Origin of the sequence: Rhizobium sp. Leaf384, from assembly GCF_001424065.1 — a bacterium.
Lineage (GTDB): Bacteria > Pseudomonadota > Alphaproteobacteria > Rhizobiales > Rhizobiaceae > Ferranicluibacter.
In genome coordinates, this window is record NZ_LMQE01000001.1 from 579,010 (window position 1) to 594,565 (window position 15,556).

At 64.8% G+C, this 15,556-nt stretch carries 13 protein-coding genes; 2 read left to right on the forward strand and 11 right to left on the reverse strand.

The features are described from left to right. Positions 1–72: 72 nt before the first annotated feature. From ASG25_RS02805 to ASG25_RS02825, 5 genes are all read right to left on the reverse strand, one after another. A complete protein-coding gene (locus ASG25_RS02805; protein ID WP_062471985.1) occupies positions 73–786 on the reverse strand; it encodes a sulfite exporter TauE/SafE family protein in 714 nt (237 codons plus the stop codon). A 120-nt stretch (positions 787–906) separates the two neighbouring features. Continuing rightward, positions 907–1,815 carry a carboxylating nicotinate-nucleotide diphosphorylase gene (nadC, locus tag ASG25_RS02810; RefSeq protein ID WP_062468957.1) on the reverse strand — a complete coding sequence of 303 codons (909 nt, stop codon included), beginning with the start codon at positions 1,813–1,815 and terminating at the stop codon, positions 907–909. A gap of 50 nt (positions 1,816–1,865) precedes the next feature. Further along, a complete protein-coding gene (locus tag ASG25_RS02815) occupies positions 1,866–3,464 on the reverse strand; it encodes an L-aspartate oxidase (RefSeq protein ID WP_062471988.1) in 1,599 nt (532 codons plus the stop codon). Between the two features lie 89 nt (positions 3,465–3,553). Further along, on the reverse strand, positions 3,554–4,633 hold the full coding sequence (gene nadA / locus ASG25_RS02820; RefSeq protein WP_062468960.1) for a quinolinate synthase NadA: 1,080 nt from the start codon (positions 4,631–4,633) through the stop codon (positions 3,554–3,556). Positions 4,634–4,800: 167 nt separating this feature from the next. Then, complete coding sequence (locus ASG25_RS02825; protein WP_062468963.1) at positions 4,801–6,039, reverse strand: MFS transporter; 1,239 nt, start codon at positions 6,037–6,039, stop codon at positions 4,801–4,803. A 201-nt stretch (positions 6,040–6,240) separates the two neighbouring features. Here ASG25_RS02825 and ASG25_RS02830 point away from each other — a divergent pair, with 201 nt between their 5' ends. Next, entirely contained in the window at positions 6,241–6,675 is a 435-nt protein-coding gene (locus ASG25_RS02830; RefSeq protein WP_082479988.1) for a VanZ family protein, read from the forward strand. Here ASG25_RS02830 and ASG25_RS02835 read toward each other — a convergent pair. The 5 genes from ASG25_RS02835 to recO form a co-directional block, all read right to left on the reverse strand. Further along, the gene (locus ASG25_RS02835; protein WP_062468965.1) at positions 6,656–7,531 is read right to left on the reverse strand and encodes an MOSC domain-containing protein; all 876 of its coding nucleotides are present in this window, start codon (positions 7,529–7,531) and stop codon (positions 6,656–6,658) included. The genes ASG25_RS02830 and ASG25_RS02835 overlap by 20 nt on opposite strands. A gap of 50 nt (positions 7,532–7,581) precedes the next feature. Beyond that, on the reverse strand, positions 7,582–8,676 hold the full coding sequence (locus ASG25_RS02840; protein WP_162242157.1) for an acyltransferase: 1,095 nt from the start codon (positions 8,674–8,676) through the stop codon (positions 7,582–7,584). A gap of 176 nt (positions 8,677–8,852) precedes the next feature. Next, complete coding sequence (locus ASG25_RS02845) at positions 8,853–9,515, reverse strand: HD domain-containing protein (RefSeq protein ID WP_062468971.1); 663 nt, start codon at positions 9,513–9,515, stop codon at positions 8,853–8,855. Between the two features lie 26 nt (positions 9,516–9,541). Continuing rightward, positions 9,542–12,394 carry a DUF2339 domain-containing protein gene (locus ASG25_RS02850; RefSeq protein ID WP_062468974.1) on the reverse strand — a complete coding sequence of 951 codons (2,853 nt, stop codon included), beginning with the start codon at positions 12,392–12,394 and terminating at the stop codon, positions 9,542–9,544. A gap of 129 nt (positions 12,395–12,523) precedes the next feature. Then, complete coding sequence (recO, locus tag ASG25_RS02855) at positions 12,524–13,312, reverse strand: DNA repair protein RecO (protein ID WP_062468978.1); 789 nt, start codon at positions 13,310–13,312, stop codon at positions 12,524–12,526. Positions 13,313–13,761: 449 nt separating this feature from the next. Here recO and ASG25_RS23325 point away from each other — a divergent pair, with 449 nt between their 5' ends. Continuing rightward, positions 13,762–14,154, forward strand: coding sequence for a transglutaminase-like cysteine peptidase (locus ASG25_RS23325; protein WP_277996161.1), 393 nt, complete (start codon positions 13,762–13,764; stop codon positions 14,152–14,154). Between the two features lie 359 nt (positions 14,155–14,513). Here ASG25_RS23325 and ASG25_RS02865 read toward each other — a convergent pair whose 3' ends face one another. Then, positions 14,514–15,521: an NAD-dependent epimerase/dehydratase family protein gene (locus tag ASG25_RS02865; RefSeq protein WP_062468985.1), complete on the reverse strand. Its 1,008-nt coding sequence runs from the start codon at positions 15,519–15,521 to the stop codon at positions 14,514–14,516. Positions 15,522–15,556: the final 35 nt, after the last annotated feature.

Genomic DNA, 15,556 nt, shown 5'->3' on the forward strand with positions numbered 1-15,556 from the left:
AACGCCGCCCGCCCGCGCGATGTTCCCCACACAACCGCGTGAGGCGTGCGCGAGCAGCCGGGGAGCAGAAGATCAGAAGAAACGGATGAGGGACGTCACGATGATGACGAAGGAGACGGCGACCATCAAGGGCCGGACCGGCAGGTGCTTGACGATATACGCCCCGACGGGTGCGGCCAGGACCCCGCCGATGATGAGACCGACCGCGGCGTCGAGCTGCGACCAGCCGAGCGTGACGATGAAGGTTGCGGAGATCGTGAGCGTTACGGCGAATTCGGTGAGGCTGGTGGAGCCGATCACCTTCTTCGGATGGTGCCCGCGGCCGATGAGCGAGGTCGTGACGATCGGACCCCAGCCACCGCCGCCGGCCGCGTCGAGGCTGCCGCCGGCAAAGCCGATCAGCGGCACCATCCGGTCGTGCACCTCCCGTGTGAATGTCGGCCGGAACGCCTTGATGAGAATATAGATGCCGATGAGGATGAGGTAGACGGAGACGAAGGGCTCGATGACCTTGCCGTCGATGTTGGAGAGCACATAGGCACCGAGAACGCCGCCGATCATGCCGGCCGGCGCCAGCCGCGCGACGAGCTTCCAGTCGACATTCCGATGCCAGGCATGCGACGCGCCGGACGCCGCCGTGGTGAAGACCTCGGTGATATGCGTCATGGCGCTTGCGACCGCCGGCGGCATGCCGAAGGCGAGAAGGGCTGTGGTGCAGAGAACGCCGAATGCCATGCCGAGCGCGCCATCGACCAGTTGCGCGAAAAAGCCGATGAGGATGAACATCCAGATGTCGCTCAAATGCCGTCTCCGTTTCGTCTATCGCGCAGCCGTTCCCGGCGGTTCGTTCTGCTCGGACACCCGGACACGCAGCACGCGCGTCGAGGCACCGCCGCGGCCGTCCCGTCAATCGGCGCCGATCCCGATGTCGAGACCGATATCGAGCGTCGGCGCCGCCATGGTGATCTTCGACGTGGAGATATAGTCCACCCCCGTCTCGGCAATGGCGGCGATGGTCCCGAGATCGACGTTTCCCGACGCCTCGAGCCGCGTGCGCCGCCTGTCGGTCGGATAGAGATCGGCGGAGAGCATCCAATGCGCAGCATTGAGCGCGACCGCCTCGAGCAGGACGTCCGGGGACATGTTGTCGAGCAGGATCGCGTCAGGCGCTTCCCGCAGCGCATCCCGCATCTGGTCCAACCCGTCCACCTCGACCTCCACCTTGACCAGATGCCCGGCATAGGCTTGGGCCGTGCGGATCGCCGGTGCCACACCGCCGCAGACCGCGATGTGATTGTCCTTGATCAGGATCGCGTCGTCGAGGCCGAAGCGGTGGTTCGACCCGCCACCGAGCCGCACGGCGTGTTTCTCGACCGCACGAAGCCCCGGCAAGGTCTTGCGCGTGCAGCAGACCCGTGCCCGGGTGTGGGAGATGGCATCGGCATACCGGGCGGTGGTGGTGGCTATCCCGCTCAGATGCATGAGGAAGTTCAGTGCCACCCGCTCCGCCGAGAGAAGCCCGCGTGCCGGGCCGGAGATCCGGGCGATGGACGTGCCGGCCGGCACGCGATCGCCGTCGGACGCAAGCGCTGCAAAGGTCAGAGCGGGGTCCACGAGCCGGAAGGCGGCACGCGCAAGGTCGAGCCCCGCCACAATGCCCGCGTCCCGGACGTTCAGGGTGGCCGTTGCCGTGAGATGCGGAGCGACGGTGGCCGCCGTGGTGATATCGCCGGCCCGACCGAGGTCTTCGAGCAGGGCGGCACGAACGATTTCGTCGATCATCAGCGGGGGAAGATACGGTGGATGGGCGGTCATCGGCGGTCTCTTGGCAAACTGGGGCGTGAAGGAGCTGGAAGCACGGACGTTCAGGCGAAGGCGGTTTCCGTCACGTCGGCAAAGATCCGGTCGGCTTCCGCAAGGGTCATGAAGGTTCGGCGCTTCCACCGGGCGCTCGGCTCGGGAAAGTCGCGGCGGAAATGACTACCGCGACTTTCCTCGCGCGTCAGAGCGCCGGCGACGATCAGTTTGGCGGTCGTGACGATATTGCTGAAGCGCAATCGCGGCGTGTTGCGTTCCAGCGCGGCAATGGCGCGCGCAGCGGTCATCAGGCCCGCGCGATCCCGAACGACGCCGGCATGGGCCGACATGATGCGGCGGAGCTCGCGCAGTTGCGGGCTGTCCTCGATGGTCACCAGATCGTCGCTCTCACCGGCATTGCCGGCCCAGTTTCCCTGGCGCGGCGCGGGAAGCATGCCCTGGATGTTCTCCGCGATGCGGGCCGCGAAGACGACGGCTTCCAGGAGCGAATTGGAGGCGAGCCGGTTTGCGCCATGGACGCCGGTGGATGTCACCTCGCCCGCCGCCCACAGACCGTCGATCGAGGTGCGGCCCTCGGCATCCGTGAGAATGCCGCCCATGTGGTAGTGGACCGCGGGCACGACAGGGATCGGCTGCGTCACCGGGTCGATGCCAGCCGCCCTGCAGGACGCATAGACCGTGGGGAAGGCCTGCGGGAAATGCGCCCCCACGGCCGTGCGGCAATCGAGGAAGGCGCCACGGCCGGCGGCGACCTCGGCGAAAACACCGCGCGACACGATATCGCGCGGTGCCAGTTCGCCATCGGGGTGGATGTCGAGCATGAAGCGGCGGCCGTTCCGGTCGACGAGGTGGGCGCCGTCCCCGCGGAGGGCTTCGGTGGCAAGCGGGGCCGGATCGCGGCCGACATCGATCGCGGTCGGGTGAAACTGGACGAATTCGGGATCGGCGATGATGGCGCCGGCGCGTGCCGCCATGCCCACGCCCTGCCCGCTCGCCTCCCGCGGGTTCGTGGTGACCGAAAAGAGGTGACCGACCCCGCCCGAGCAGAGGACGACGGCCCGTGCCGGAAACACGATGCGCGTTCGGGACTGCCCGGCATCAGGCCGTGCGATCACGCCGGCAATGAAGCGCCCTTCGCGGATCAGGTCCTCCACGACATACCCCTCCAGCACGCGGATGGACGGCGTCGCCCGGACGGAGGCGATCAGCGCCTCCATGATGGCGCGCCCGGCCATGTCCCCTTTGACGCGGACGATCCGGCGCTCGGAATGCGCCGCCTCGCGCGAGAGCAGCAGGTGCCCTTCCAGATCGCGATCGAAGGGCACGCCATAGGCGAGGAGATCATGGATGCGGGCCGGGCCTTCCGACACCATGCCACGCGCCATCTTCTCGTCGACAATGCCGGCGCCGGCGGCCAGCGTGTCGGCGACGTGGCTGTCGATCGTATCGCCCGGGCTCATGGCCGCCGCGATCCCGCCTTGCGCCCAGGCCGAGGATGCGCCGTGGCCGATCGGCGCGGCGGCGAGCACGGTGACCGGACGCGGACTGAGCTTCAGCGCGCAAAACAGGCCGGCGAGCCCGCCTCCGACGATGACGACGTCATCGATGCCGTTGAAGGACTGGGGACGAAAATGATCGGTCAGCATGGCGTTTTCCTCCGCCGTCGTCATCGGGCCGTCCTGGGTCCCGCAAACGCCGCCGTGTTGTCCCCGGCAACGATGCGACGCCGTCGGACTTACTGTTTGAGGTTGATCATCCGCTCCACGGCAAGCCGCGCACGGTCGGCGATATCCGGATCGATCACAACCTCGTCCGTCATGGTCAGCAGGCTGTCGAGGATCTTCGGCAAGGTGATGCGCTTCATGTGCGGACAGAGGTTGCACGGCTTGACGAAGTCGACGCCCTCGACCTCCGCCTCTATGTTGGACGCCATGGAACACTCGGTGACCAGCAGCACCTTCGGCGGCCGCTTGTCCTTGACATAGCCGATCATGCCGGCGGTCGACCCGGCAAAGTCGCAGACCGCGATGACGTCCGGATGGCATTCGGGATGCCCGATGATCTCGATGCCGGGATGCGCGGCCTTGTAGGCAAGGAGTTCGGCCGCCGTGAAGCGCTCGTGCACCTCGCAATGTCCCTTCCAGGTCAGGATGGTCTTGCGGGTCTGCCGGGCGACATTCATCGCCAGGTATTCGTCGGGGATGCAGAGCACGGTGTCGCTCTCCAGGCTTTCCACGACGGCAAGGACGTTGGACGAGGTGCAACAGATGTCGGTCTCGGCCTTAACGTCGGCGGAGGTGTTGACGTAGGTGACGACCGGAACGCCCGGATAGCGCGCCTTCAGAAGGCGGACGTCGGCCCCGGTGATCGAGTCCGAGAGCGAACAGCCGGCACGGGAATCGGGAATGAGAACCGTCTTCTGCGGATTGAGGAGTTTCGAGGTCTCGGCCATGAAGTGCACGCCGCACTGGACGATGATATCCGCGTCGACCCGCGTCGCGTCGCGCGCCAGCTGCAACGAATCGCCGACGATATCGGCGACGCAGTGGAAGATGTCCGGTGTCTGGTAGTTGTGGGCCAGGATCACGGCGTTCCGCTCCCGCTTCAACCGGTTGATGGCCGCGACATAGGGCGCATAGACCGGCCACTCAAAGGCAGGAATAAAATCGCGGACCTTCGCATAGAGATGCTCCGTCTCCCGGGCGACCTCGGAGGTGAAGGTGAGATCCGGGAGGGGACGGACGCCGAAGCGCTCGGCAGCGGTCGGCCGCGCGGCAGCCACGGGCCCCTGTCCTCGATGAACCATCTGTGTCATGCCGCCTCGCCTTCCGCCGCTCCACCAGGGCAGCACATATGCTCGAAATGAGCATAAACAAGCCAAAACAAAACCGGCGGTGCCGGTCCTGCTCAATTAGAAAGTTTTGTGACAGAGATCAAGCCAGCCGCGGTGACTTTTTATCATCTCGAGCATAACTGACGGCATCACGCGATCGCCGGGCGCACGACAGCTTTTTCCTCAATGGGCCAGTGCACGAGCGCTGCGAAAAGTCCGAGCGCGACGCCGATCCACCAGACCGGATCGTAGGAGCCGAAGTGATCGTACAGATACCCTCCCATCCACACGCCGAGGAACGAGCCGAGCTGGTGCGACAGGAAGACGATGCCGCCGAGCAATCCGAGATGGCGTGTCCCGAACATGATGGCCACCAAGGCATTCGTCGGCGGCACCGTCGACAGCCAGAGCAGGCCCATGGCGATGGCGAAGAGAATGACGGTCAGCGGCGACTGCGGCAGCAGGAGAAAGGCGGATACGACAATGGAGCGGCCGATATAGATCAGAGACAGGAAATAGGGCTTGGAAAACCGCTGCCCGATGATGCCGGCCGACAGCGAGCCGATGATGTTGAAAAAGCCGATGAGCGCGAGCGCAATGACGGCGTAGCGGGCATCGATGCCGATATCGCCGATATAGGCGGGGAAGTGTGCGGTGATGAAGGCGACCTGATAGCCGCAAACGAAGAAGCCGGAAACGAGGAGGAGATAGCTCTTGTGGCCGAGCGCTTCCTTCAGCGCTGCCCCGATCGACTGCTTGTAGGCCGAGGGGCTCTGCGAACCGGAGGCGGCGTTCCCGCGCAGGGGAATGGCGACGAGCGGGACGATCAGCATCATCAGCCCGAGGTAAACGAGGCTGTCCGACCAGCCGAATGTCGAAACGAGGCCCTGGCTCAGCGGTGCGAACAGGAACATGCCGGCCGATCCGGCAGCCGTCCCGATGCCGAAAGCCATGGAGCGCTGCTCCGGCGTGACATTGCGGGCGAAAGCCGAGAGAACCGTTCCGAACGACCCTGCCCCCACGGCAAGGCCGACGAGAACGCCGCCCCCGACATGCAGGAAGACCGGGGCGGTCGCGAACGCCATGACGATCAGGCCCGTGGCATAGAGGACCCCGGACATGGCGAGCACCCGCCAGGTGCCGTACTTGTCGGCGACGGCGCCGAAGAACGGCTGGCTCAACCCCCAGCACAGGTTTTGCAGGGCCATGGCCAGACCGAAGGTCGTGCGGTCCCAGCCGAGATCGGCCAGCATGGGCAACTGGAAGAACCCCATGGCCGAGCGCGGCCCGAAGGTGAGCATCGCGACCAGCGAGCCGGAAAGGATGATGAGCCACGGCAAGCCACGGCGGGGCGCGACGGCGGCAGCGGACGGGATGGCGGCGGACATGGTCGGGCTCCGGAGAATGTGCCGTGGAGGGCGAGGCGAAGTCGCAAGATTAGGCGAGCGGACGCGGGATCGAAAGTGAAATTGCGTGACGCTCGGATCAATCGGATTGATCAGACGCGAAGAGGCACGCAACTCGACATGCTGCAGGCGCGAATAGCCGTGTGCATTGCAACATGCGCCCGCAAGGTCTATGACGTTTTCATGACATTTCGTTCCCTGCTCCGAGCGGCCGCCTGGGCTGCTCTTCTCGTCCTGGTCTTCGTCACGGTCTCGCCGATCGGGTGGCGACCGCATACCGTCACGGATGTCAGTCTCGACCGGGCTGGCGCCTTCGCGCTGGCAGGCGCGATCTTCGCGATCGCCTATCCGCGCCGATGGCTTTCTCTCGCCTTGTTCCTGGTCGCGGCCGCCATGTTCATCGAGATGATGCAGTGGCTTTCACCCACCCGGCATGCGGAGATTTCCGACGCTGTTGTGAAGTCGATCGGCAGCATCGTGGGCCTTGCGCTCGGCAAGCTGGCATTGGTCGCCCACCGGCGCTGGCGTGCCTCGCGCGTCGAGGCGCCTCTCGCCAACCCTCGGCCGCGCTCTCTTCCGAGCCCGGGCGCCCGTGAGATCAGCCGCGACGCTTCATAGGCCACCGCTCGTTCCGGGTCGACAGTAGGCGGACAGCGTTGCCGAGCGCGATACGACCCGTGCCGCGCGGCACGGCATTCCATCCGAACACCACGCCGGGAACCCGTCGGTCGGCCGACAGCCGCTCCATGCGCAGGCCTTCGATGGGGTTTCCACCCGTCCGCTCGCCCGTCTCCTGGTCCTGCGTCGTCACCACGCAGCGAGCGCACGGTTTGACGAGATCGAAGCGGATGCCGCCGATTTCGACCGCTTCCCAGAGATCCTCGTCCCAGGCCGCGTCGTGATCGATGACGATGTTCGTGCGGAATCGATCCATGCCGACGGCGGGCTGGTTCATCGAGACGAGCGTCCGGTTGAGGGCGTCGAGCGAACCAGTCGTGGTGATCAGGAGCGGGAACCCGTCGGCAAACCCGACCGCTGCCGGCTCTCCGGCCCATTCCGCACCGAGGCTTCGCTCGGCCCTGTCATCCATGAAGACCAGACGGACCGGGCGGGCGAGCCAGGAGGACAGGGTCGCGTTGACCGCATCGTCGGCGCAGGCCGTATCGACCACGCTCGACCAGACACGAACCGTCAGACGCCGTTCACCGACAAACGAAGCCGACAAGGTGGCATCGCCCATCGTAAGGTGAACGCCGCCGGCCTGCGCCACCGCCGTCACCTGCGCCAGTGACGGAAGCTCGCGCTGCGTGATGAAGCTCCCCTCGGGATCGACCAGCATGAACCGGCGATCGCCGACAAAGCCGTCGAGCCTGACATCGGCCTGCTCGACCGCGATTGCCCGACCGCTCTTCAGCGGGTGGATATTGAGAGCGGCGACACGGGCGTTGAGGGTCACTGTCGGCTTGAGGGGCATCGCGGCAGTCCTTTGCGGGCTTCAAGGCCGTTCTTCTAGCCGCTGGGGCATCACGCCGTCGATACCAATCCGTCCTGCATATCCCGTCCCTTCGCGTCCCGCGCCGGCAGGTCTCCAGGACGGGCCGCGGTCCGGCTCCGTCGTGCGTGCTGTTTCCAGAACTCGACCAGCCTGCGGCGGGCCGGGTCCTCGATCAGATGGTAGGAGAAGGTGGCGAAGACGACGGCAACGCCGATGGCCAGCACGACCGAAACGGCGCCGGGCAGGAACAGGCCGAGCGTCTTCATGGACAGGAACATGACCGGCACGTGGAAGAGATAGAGCGAGAAGCTGATCTTGCCCAGAAACCGCAAGGGCGGGCTTGCAAGCACGGCTTTCGACAGGGCGTGCTCCTGTGCCGTCAGAAAGACGATCATTCCCGCCGTGGCGGCCATTGCCAGCCCCCAGCCATCATGCTGGTCCCGCAACATCAGGATCTTCGACAGGAAGACGAAGCCGAGCAGGCCCAGCGTCGCGAGGCCGACCACCGGGCCGGTGGGCGTCAGGCGGCCGGACGCAAAGAGAAGCCCGGCCGCAACGCCTGACAGAAAGAAATGGATCTTGGACGGCAACAGGATCCCGGGTCCCGGAAATCCGAAGACGGCATCGACCAGGAGGCAGCCCACCAGGAACGCGGCGAGAAACCGATACTTCCGAGGGTCGGACAGGCAGAGCCAGACGAGAAGGAAAAAGAAGTAGAACTGGATTTCCGGCGGCACCGACCAGAAGACGCCGGACGAGCCGAGCATGACGACATGCCGGAGGATCTCGACGTGACCGTGAATCGCGTGGATGTAGTCGAGGCCGGGAACGGACGACAGCAACACGACGAACAGAACGGCAACGAGATAGACCGGATAGATGCGGGCGAAACGGTGGACGAGATAATCCGCGGCCGCCTGCCGATCGAGCGGACGCGCCGCATAGAGGCTGGCCATGAGGAAGCCGCTGAGCGCGAAGAAGATTTCGACCGATTCCGCGCCGATATTGAGCGAAAACCACGTTGGCAGATGGGGATAGAGAAGAGCGACGTGCGACATCACCACCAGAAAGGCGGCCATGCCTCTCAGGCCGTCGAGGCTCGCAATGTGTCTGGTGGCGCGCATGGACATCCCGCTGGCAGCCCCTTCCGGTCACGTCTTCAAGAGGGAAACTCCAGGACACAACACCATCGCGATGCCGCCAAGTCAAATATTCGCGTCTCCTTTCAGAAGTCGCGGTTAACGCTTGAAAAGGTCGAGACGCTCGAAACAGCGCCTGTCCGGAGCGCCGATGTCTGGGATCAGCCGATCTCCTGCATCAGCATGTCGACGATGGCGCGCAGTCGCGCTTCCCGCTCCGCAGCCAGCCGTCGGCCGCTCTCGGTCTGGAAACCGGCCGCCAGCTTGAACAGCTTGACCGCGAAATGATCAAGCGCGAACGCCTTGTCGTCGAGGGGACGATCGAGCGCCAGGGGATCGAGCGGATCGTAGAGACCGCTGCCGAGGCGACCCGCGATATAGAAGCAGCGGACGGCACCGATCATGCCGATCGCATCGAGCCTGTCCGCGTCCTGAAGGATCCGGGCCTCCAGCGTCTCCGGCGGGAGGCCGGCCGAGAAGCTGTGGGTGAGAATGGCATGGGCAACGGCTGCGATATCCGACGCGCTCCAGCCGAGACCGGCCAGGAGACTGCTGGCTTTCTCCGCCGACAGCCGGGAGGCGTTTGCCCGGTCCGGCGCGTTTTTCTCGACCGCCACCCCGTCATGCAGGAGAACGGCGGCGCACAGGAGACGCAGGTCGCCACCCTCCTCCGCCTGCAGGCGGCCTACATTGCGCCAGACGCGGATCAGGTGCGCCGCATCGTGCGACCCGTCGTCGCCCGCCGCACCTTCGGCGAGCAAGGCCCCTGCTAGGTGTTCGAACTGGGCGAAGGCAGCCGCAAGGTCCGGCAGGGCGCTTGTCATGTCGCTCGTCCTTGTCATGCCACTCGTCAGGGGGCCGTTGTGACCGACGGCGCATCGTCCGGTTTCTTGGGCCGCGATGTCAGGACCTTCTGGTAGAACAGGCCAATGCCGATGAGCACGATGCCGAGGCCGATGAAGGACAGCGCCCGGAGCAATCCTTCCAGATTGGCCATGTCGAACAGGAAGACCTTGAGCACCGTCACGAAGACGAGCACGCCGGAGACGATGCGCATGCTGCGGCTGTGGAAGCGGAGGCTTGCGACGAGCAGCGCCACGCCGAGCACGAGCCAGACAACCGAATAGGTATAGGTTTCGCCGGCAAGAAAGCCTTTCCAGTCGGCGATCCCCGGTCCCTGCCATGCGCGGCGGACCGACAGCGTGGCCCAGGCAAAGGCGAGCACGGCGGCCGCCGTCGCTAGCGCCGCGACGAAGGCGGGCGGACGCCGGCCGACTGCCACGCGCGCAAGTCCGGCATAGGCGAGACCCGGCAGGAGGTAGCCGATCAACAAGAGATCGAACAGCGGATAAGGACCGAGCATTTCCCCGGTCAGATAGGGATTGAGGGCGATGAGATGAGCCGATAGCGTCATCAGCAGCGAGAGGACGCCAAGGCCGATGCTGCCATAGCGCAGGAACGAGCCGGGACGGCTGAGATCGAGCCGCATCAGGATCGCGGAGCCCCCGATGACCAGCAGCGTATAGATCGACTGTTCGGCCAGCGACGGCGCCCCGCCCTGAAGCTGTCCGCCGTTCATGGCGTGTCGCACGAGAATGGCGAGCGTCAGCAGGGCGAACAGGCTAGCAATGGCCTGCAGCGTGTTGCGCAGGGGATCGGACGGCCAATCGCGCAGCCTGTAGGCCGACCAGAGCGCAAGAAGCGCAGGAATGCCATATCCCGGCAGCAGCGCGTTGAACACCGGCGTGCGTCCAAGCGCCAGCGGCCCGACCACGGTCGGTTCCCAGCCGAGCCGTACAAGCACCAGCACGAAGCCGAGCGCGCCCACCCAGGGAAGCGCCGCCCAGTTTCGAACCTGCGTCGCGGCGACGAAGGCGCCCGCAAACGCCGCCATGGCGAGAACGGTCCACAAACCGTCGGACAGGGCGTGGGCGGCAATCACGAGATGGCCAAGCGCGCCGGCCAGCAGCAACCCGAGCGCGACCGGAGGCAGGTTCGCGTCCCGGCGGGATACCCGCTCCGCAAGCGCGAGGAAGGCGACGGCAGCGACCGTTGCGGCGAAGCCATGCAGCGGATCGAAGGCATAGGTGCCGAGCATCAGGAAGGACAGCCCGATGCAGGCGACCGACGTGATCGCCGCCAGCCCTGTCCAGAGGACCGCAACACGCGGCCTTCCCGCATGACGGTGGAGGGCGAAGGCGCAGAGCGCGATGAAGATGGCGGCAAGGCTGAACGCCGCCAGAGGCGAGGTCGAGAACGGCCTGTCGGCGACGATCCCGACGCTGGAGAGCTCCAGCAGCTGCGGCAGGGTGGCAAGCGTGGAGACGCCGAGCACGGCCATCAGCCCCGCCGCAAGGGCGGCCACGCCGGCCCGCGCGCGAAACGCGCCGAGCAGCCCGAGGGCGGCTGTGACCAAAACGAACTCGAAGGTCGGATTGCCGTCCGTCTCCGTCAGCGGGCCGATGAGCGAGAGGCCGGTCATCAGCACGGCAAAGGCACCGGTGATCATGACGGGAGCATGGCGCGGCAGCAGGAGGCGGCGCCAAGGCGCCGCTTGGCGGGTGGGCGGTAGCGCTGCGGCCTCCCCAGCTTCACCCGTGGGGTCAGCTTCACCCGTGGGGTCTGCTTCACCCGTAGGTTCCGCTTCATCCGTGCGGGGCTGGTCCGAAGCCGAGAGGGACCGAGCCTCTTCGACGGCTTCCGGCTCCGCGTCATCCGCTTTGGCCGGCCAGACGAAGGCATGGCCCGCGATGAGGACAAGCAGCGCGAGGGAGACCGGAAGGGTTACGGCGGGATCGTCTGCGATCAGATAGATCGTGCCCCAGAGCGCGAGACCGATATTGGCAAAGGCCGGCACGAAACGCCAGCGGCCGATGCGCGCCGCGGCCATGGACGCGAGCCATACAAGCGCCAGAAACGCAAAGAGGCTCCAGGGCGACGGATCGTCGGCGTCGATCAGGAGCGGCGTGACGAGCGAGGCGGCGAGACCCAGCCCGGCCAGCGCCTGTCCATGGCGCAACGACAGGAACAACACGAGGAACGAGACGAGGCCCATGAGAACGAAGGCGGTCGTCGGCCCGATGAAGGCGTAGACTGCGTGGGCCGCGAAGATCGCACCGAGCAGCGTCACCGCGCCGGCCGCCGTCAGGATGCCGGGGATCATGGCATTGCCGAACCGCTTGGCTCCCTCGAGAGAGCCCCGTCTCAGAATCATCTCGCCGCCGGCCATCAGGGCCGCGCCGAACAGGGCGGCGAGCACCAGGCGCACGGCGGGGCTCAGCAGCCCGGCATCGATCGACACCTTGACGAGGAAGATGCCGCCAAGCGCCAGCGCGATGCCGCCCACCCAGACCGCCCAGCGTGCGCCGAGCCAGCTTTCGAAGGATTCGCGCGGCGTCTGGGGTTCGGCGTCCTCGCTCGCGGCGGAGATCTGTGCGGCCTGCACGGTTTCCGGCTCGCTTGCGGGCTCGCTCACAGGCTCGCTCGGCCGGACGTCATCGGCTGCGTCGATCCGCGCGTCCGTCAATTCGCCATCTGCCGCAACGGCGTCCGCAGGCGGCGCAGGCGGCCGTTCGGCCGAAAGACGCGCAACCTCGGACTGGAGGAAGGCGATGTCTCGGGTGAACCGTTCGTTCGCCTGGCGGGTCCGGGCGAAGGCGAGGAACGACAAGATGAAGGCGGCGAGGACGAGGAGTTCGGGCATGGGCACCTGTCACACAGACCCCGGAAGCAAGCGCTGCCGGAGGCGATACGGAAAGACGGCAACTTATCGTCCTTCCCGCAGAAACCAAGACGGGCACGGCGGGAATCTCTCGCGAGGATACGAATCGCTTCAAAGAGATGGGGGATCGCGCAGCTGATCGCCTGTCGTCGGAGGGTCGACCGGGGATCGACCCGGGCCGAGCGCCTTCAGCGCAGCCTGAACAAAGCCGTTCCTGGCGGCGGAAACATCGATGCCGCGCGGCTCGTAGACATGCCGGTGCAGGAAATAGCCGGTCATGCGCAGCGCATCCTCCAGGCTCTCCCGATCGGCCGCCCGCCCCTCGACGGACAGGAACGGTGGCAGCGCGAACATCCGGTCGGCGTAGGGCAGTCCCGCGGTGCGGCTGACGGCGCGGCCGGACTTCGGCGAGACGAAGGCCAGATCCTCGAGCGTACCCGTCGCCGCGCAACGCGCGAGATCGAGCCCGAAGCCCAGATCCTCGAGCAAGGCGATCTCGAAGCGCACGAACAGCTCTCCGGCATCCCGGGGATCATGTAGATGGTCGAGGATGACGGACAGAGACGTGAAGAGGTGGGGATGCGGATCGCGCTCCGGCAGCAGGCGCAGCAGGGCCGCCATCGCCTGCACCCCATAGACGGCGGCTGCCGTCTCCATGAGACGCGCCGCCCGTAGTTCGAGCGGCTCCATCCGGAACTCGCCGAGATGTTCGTCCAATCGGGCGCGCCATGTAATCTCTACGGCGTTGCCCGGCTGAAGAACGGGCTGCAGGCTACGGGACCGCCCGCCGCGCACCAGACCGAGATGCCGACCCCGCGCCCGCGTCATCACTTCGGCGACGACCGACGTCTCGCCGTGACGTCTTACGCCAAGGATTATGGCCTCATCGGTCCATTGCATGCCCGGGTTCTACCCGCGTTTGCCGGAATTTTCAATCGCGCGTTCCGGCAGCGGCCGGGCGGTCAGGATCGCAAAACGGACGCGACATTCCGAAAACGATGCACCTTTCAGATTTTAAGCATCCGGGAAAACGGCGTGTAAAATCTCGCTGCTAGGGTGATCGCACAGGAAACGAAAAGCGCCAGACACGGCGCCGGTTGGAAACGCCGAGATACGCTTCATGGAGTCGCCAGAATTGGAGAACAGTATGTTCAGACATCTCATATTGGCCTTCTCCGTCACGGCACCCATGATGGTCCTTTTCCAGGCTGTCGCTGCACCGCTGGCGAACTCTCCCGCGGGGTCGGTTTCGTGAACCCTGCCCTCTATCTCCAGCAAAAGGGCTTAACGCTGGCGCCCTTCGCGCAGATCCGCTTCTGCTTGCAGAACCCCGGCGACTGCGAGGTCGGCTGGAGTGCGGCCATCGTCAGGCTGACCTCGGAAAAGAATGCGGAGCTGCAGCACGTCACCGCGCCGTCAACGTCGCGATCGTCCCCGTCAACGACCGGATCGGCACGATGGGCGATGTCTGGCAGGCTGATGTCTCGGCCGGCGACTGCGAGGACATCGGCATCACCAAGAAACGCAAGCTGATGTCGCTTGGCTGGTCCGCCACGGCACTGCGCCTCGCCGTCGCCGGCACCCGTGAAGGCAAGAGGCACGCTGTCCTCGTCGTCAAAAGATCCGATGGCGATCTCGTCCTCGACAATCGCACCAGCCGGATCCGGCCTTTCCGTCAGGGGGGCATCTCCTGGATCAAGATCCAGTCCGGCGAGAACCGCCGGCTCCGGTTTGCTCTGTAGAGCCGGCAACGGATAGGCGGTGACAATCATCTATGCAGCGCACAATTTAACCATGAACCGGCGGCATTTTGCCGGTTCACGTGACTTTGCTCGCAGCGGCATCCCTCCTAGAAACGACCCGTCCGACATCGAAGGTGATCTATTTTGACAGCATCCTGTGACGCGGCAGCAAGGTCATCCATATTATGTGTGAACCTTTGCCTTGAACGCAATTTCTGGCCAGCAGATCTTTTGATCACGGCCGCTGCCAGATCGAACGCATCGCGCAAGTCTTTTCTTAGATGCCGTCCCAGTCCACAGCATGAAGAAAACAGATGTTCAGACACGCCACCGCGCGGGCATCAACAGCGACTACATGCTCATGAATACTGCGTCCGGTACCACTCGACAAACTTCGCGACGCCGATCTCCAGGGAGATGTCCGGACGAAATCCGGTTAGGGCGACAAGGAGATCCGGGGATGCATAGGTTCTGGGAACATCGCCCGGCTGCATGGGAAGCATGTTGCAGACCGCTGTCTTGCCTATCATCGTCTCGATAGTTTCGACGAAGCGGAGGAGTTCGACCGGCTGACCGCCGCCAATATTGACTACGCGGAAGGGCGCATGCTTCGACAGGGTATCGTTGACACCCTTCGTAATCACCCGGTTGGATTCATTCGGCGCGACACCGACTAGACGGACGATGCCCTCGACGAGATCGTCGACGTAGGTAAAATCGCGGCTCATGCGCCCCTCGCCGTAGATGTCAATCGGGCGGTCGTTGCGGATCGCGTCTACGAACTTGAAAAGCGCCATATCTGGCCGGCCCCAAGGGCCATATACGGTAAAGAAGCGGAAGGCGGTGGTCGGAACATCGAACAGATGCGCGTAGCTATGGGCCATCAGCTCCATGGATTTCTTCGTGGCCGCGTAGATGGTCATCTGCTCGTCAGCCTTATCGCTTTCGGCAAAAGGCACCTTCTCGTTGGAACCATAGACCGACGAGGTTGAGGCCAACAGCAGATGCCGCGGCTTCCGCCTTCTAGCCGTTTCGAGAATGTTGAAGGAACCAACAACGTTGGATTCTACGTAGGAGCGCGGGTTTTCTAGACTGTAGCGAACGCCAGCTTGCGCTGCGAGATGAATGATGACGTCAGGCTCGGCTAGATCGGCAGCATAATTGACAGCCGCCTCGTCTTCCAACATCCCGATGACCGGTTTGAATCCATTCGACAGCGCCAAAATGCCATGCCGCTTCTTCTTCAGCTCAATGTCGTAATAGGCCGTCATCCCGTCAAAACCTACGACGAAGTGGCCTTGATCTAAAAGTTTCTTTGCGACATAAAATCCGATGAAACCGGCTGTTCCAGTGATGAGAAAACGCATATCGAGTTCTTGTTTATCTTAATTCAAAGAGTAAG

Bases quoted from the DNA above. Each gene is read 5' to 3' on its own strand.
- ASG25_RS02805 (WP_062471985.1), bottom strand. From the start codon at position 786: ATGTTCATCCTCATCGGCTTTTTCGCGCAACTGGTCGATGGCGCGCTC.
- nadC (WP_062468957.1), bottom strand. From the start codon at position 1,815: ATGACCGCCCATCCACCGTATCTTCCCCCGCTGATGATCGACGAAATC.
- ASG25_RS02815 (WP_062471988.1), bottom strand. From the start codon at position 3,464: ATGCTGACCGATCATTTTCGTCCCCAGTCCTTCAACGGCATCGATGAC.
- nadA (WP_062468960.1), bottom strand. From the start codon at position 4,633: ATGACACAGATGGTTCATCGAGGACAGGGGCCCGTGGCTGCCGCGCGG.
- ASG25_RS02825 (WP_062468963.1), bottom strand. From the start codon at position 6,039: ATGTCCGCCGCCATCCCGTCCGCTGCCGCCGTCGCGCCCCGCCGTGGC.
- ASG25_RS02830 (WP_082479988.1), top strand. From the start codon at position 6,241: ATGACATTTCGTTCCCTGCTCCGAGCGGCCGCCTGGGCTGCTCTTCTC.
- ASG25_RS02835 (WP_062468965.1), bottom strand. From the start codon at position 7,531: ATGCCCCTCAAGCCGACAGTGACCCTCAACGCCCGTGTCGCCGCTCTC.
- ASG25_RS02840 (WP_162242157.1), bottom strand. From the start codon at position 8,676: ATGCGCGCCACCAGACACATTGCGAGCCTCGACGGCCTGAGAGGCATG.
- ASG25_RS02845 (WP_062468971.1), bottom strand. From the start codon at position 9,515: ATGACAAGCGCCCTGCCGGACCTTGCGGCTGCCTTCGCCCAGTTCGAA.
- ASG25_RS02850 (WP_062468974.1), bottom strand. From the start codon at position 12,394: ATGCCCGAACTCCTCGTCCTCGCCGCCTTCATCTTGTCGTTCCTCGCC.
- recO (WP_062468978.1), bottom strand. From the start codon at position 13,312: ATGCAATGGACCGATGAGGCCATAATCCTTGGCGTAAGACGTCACGGC.
- ASG25_RS02865 (WP_062468985.1), bottom strand. From the start codon at position 15,521: ATGCGTTTTCTCATCACTGGAACAGCCGGTTTCATCGGATTTTATGTC.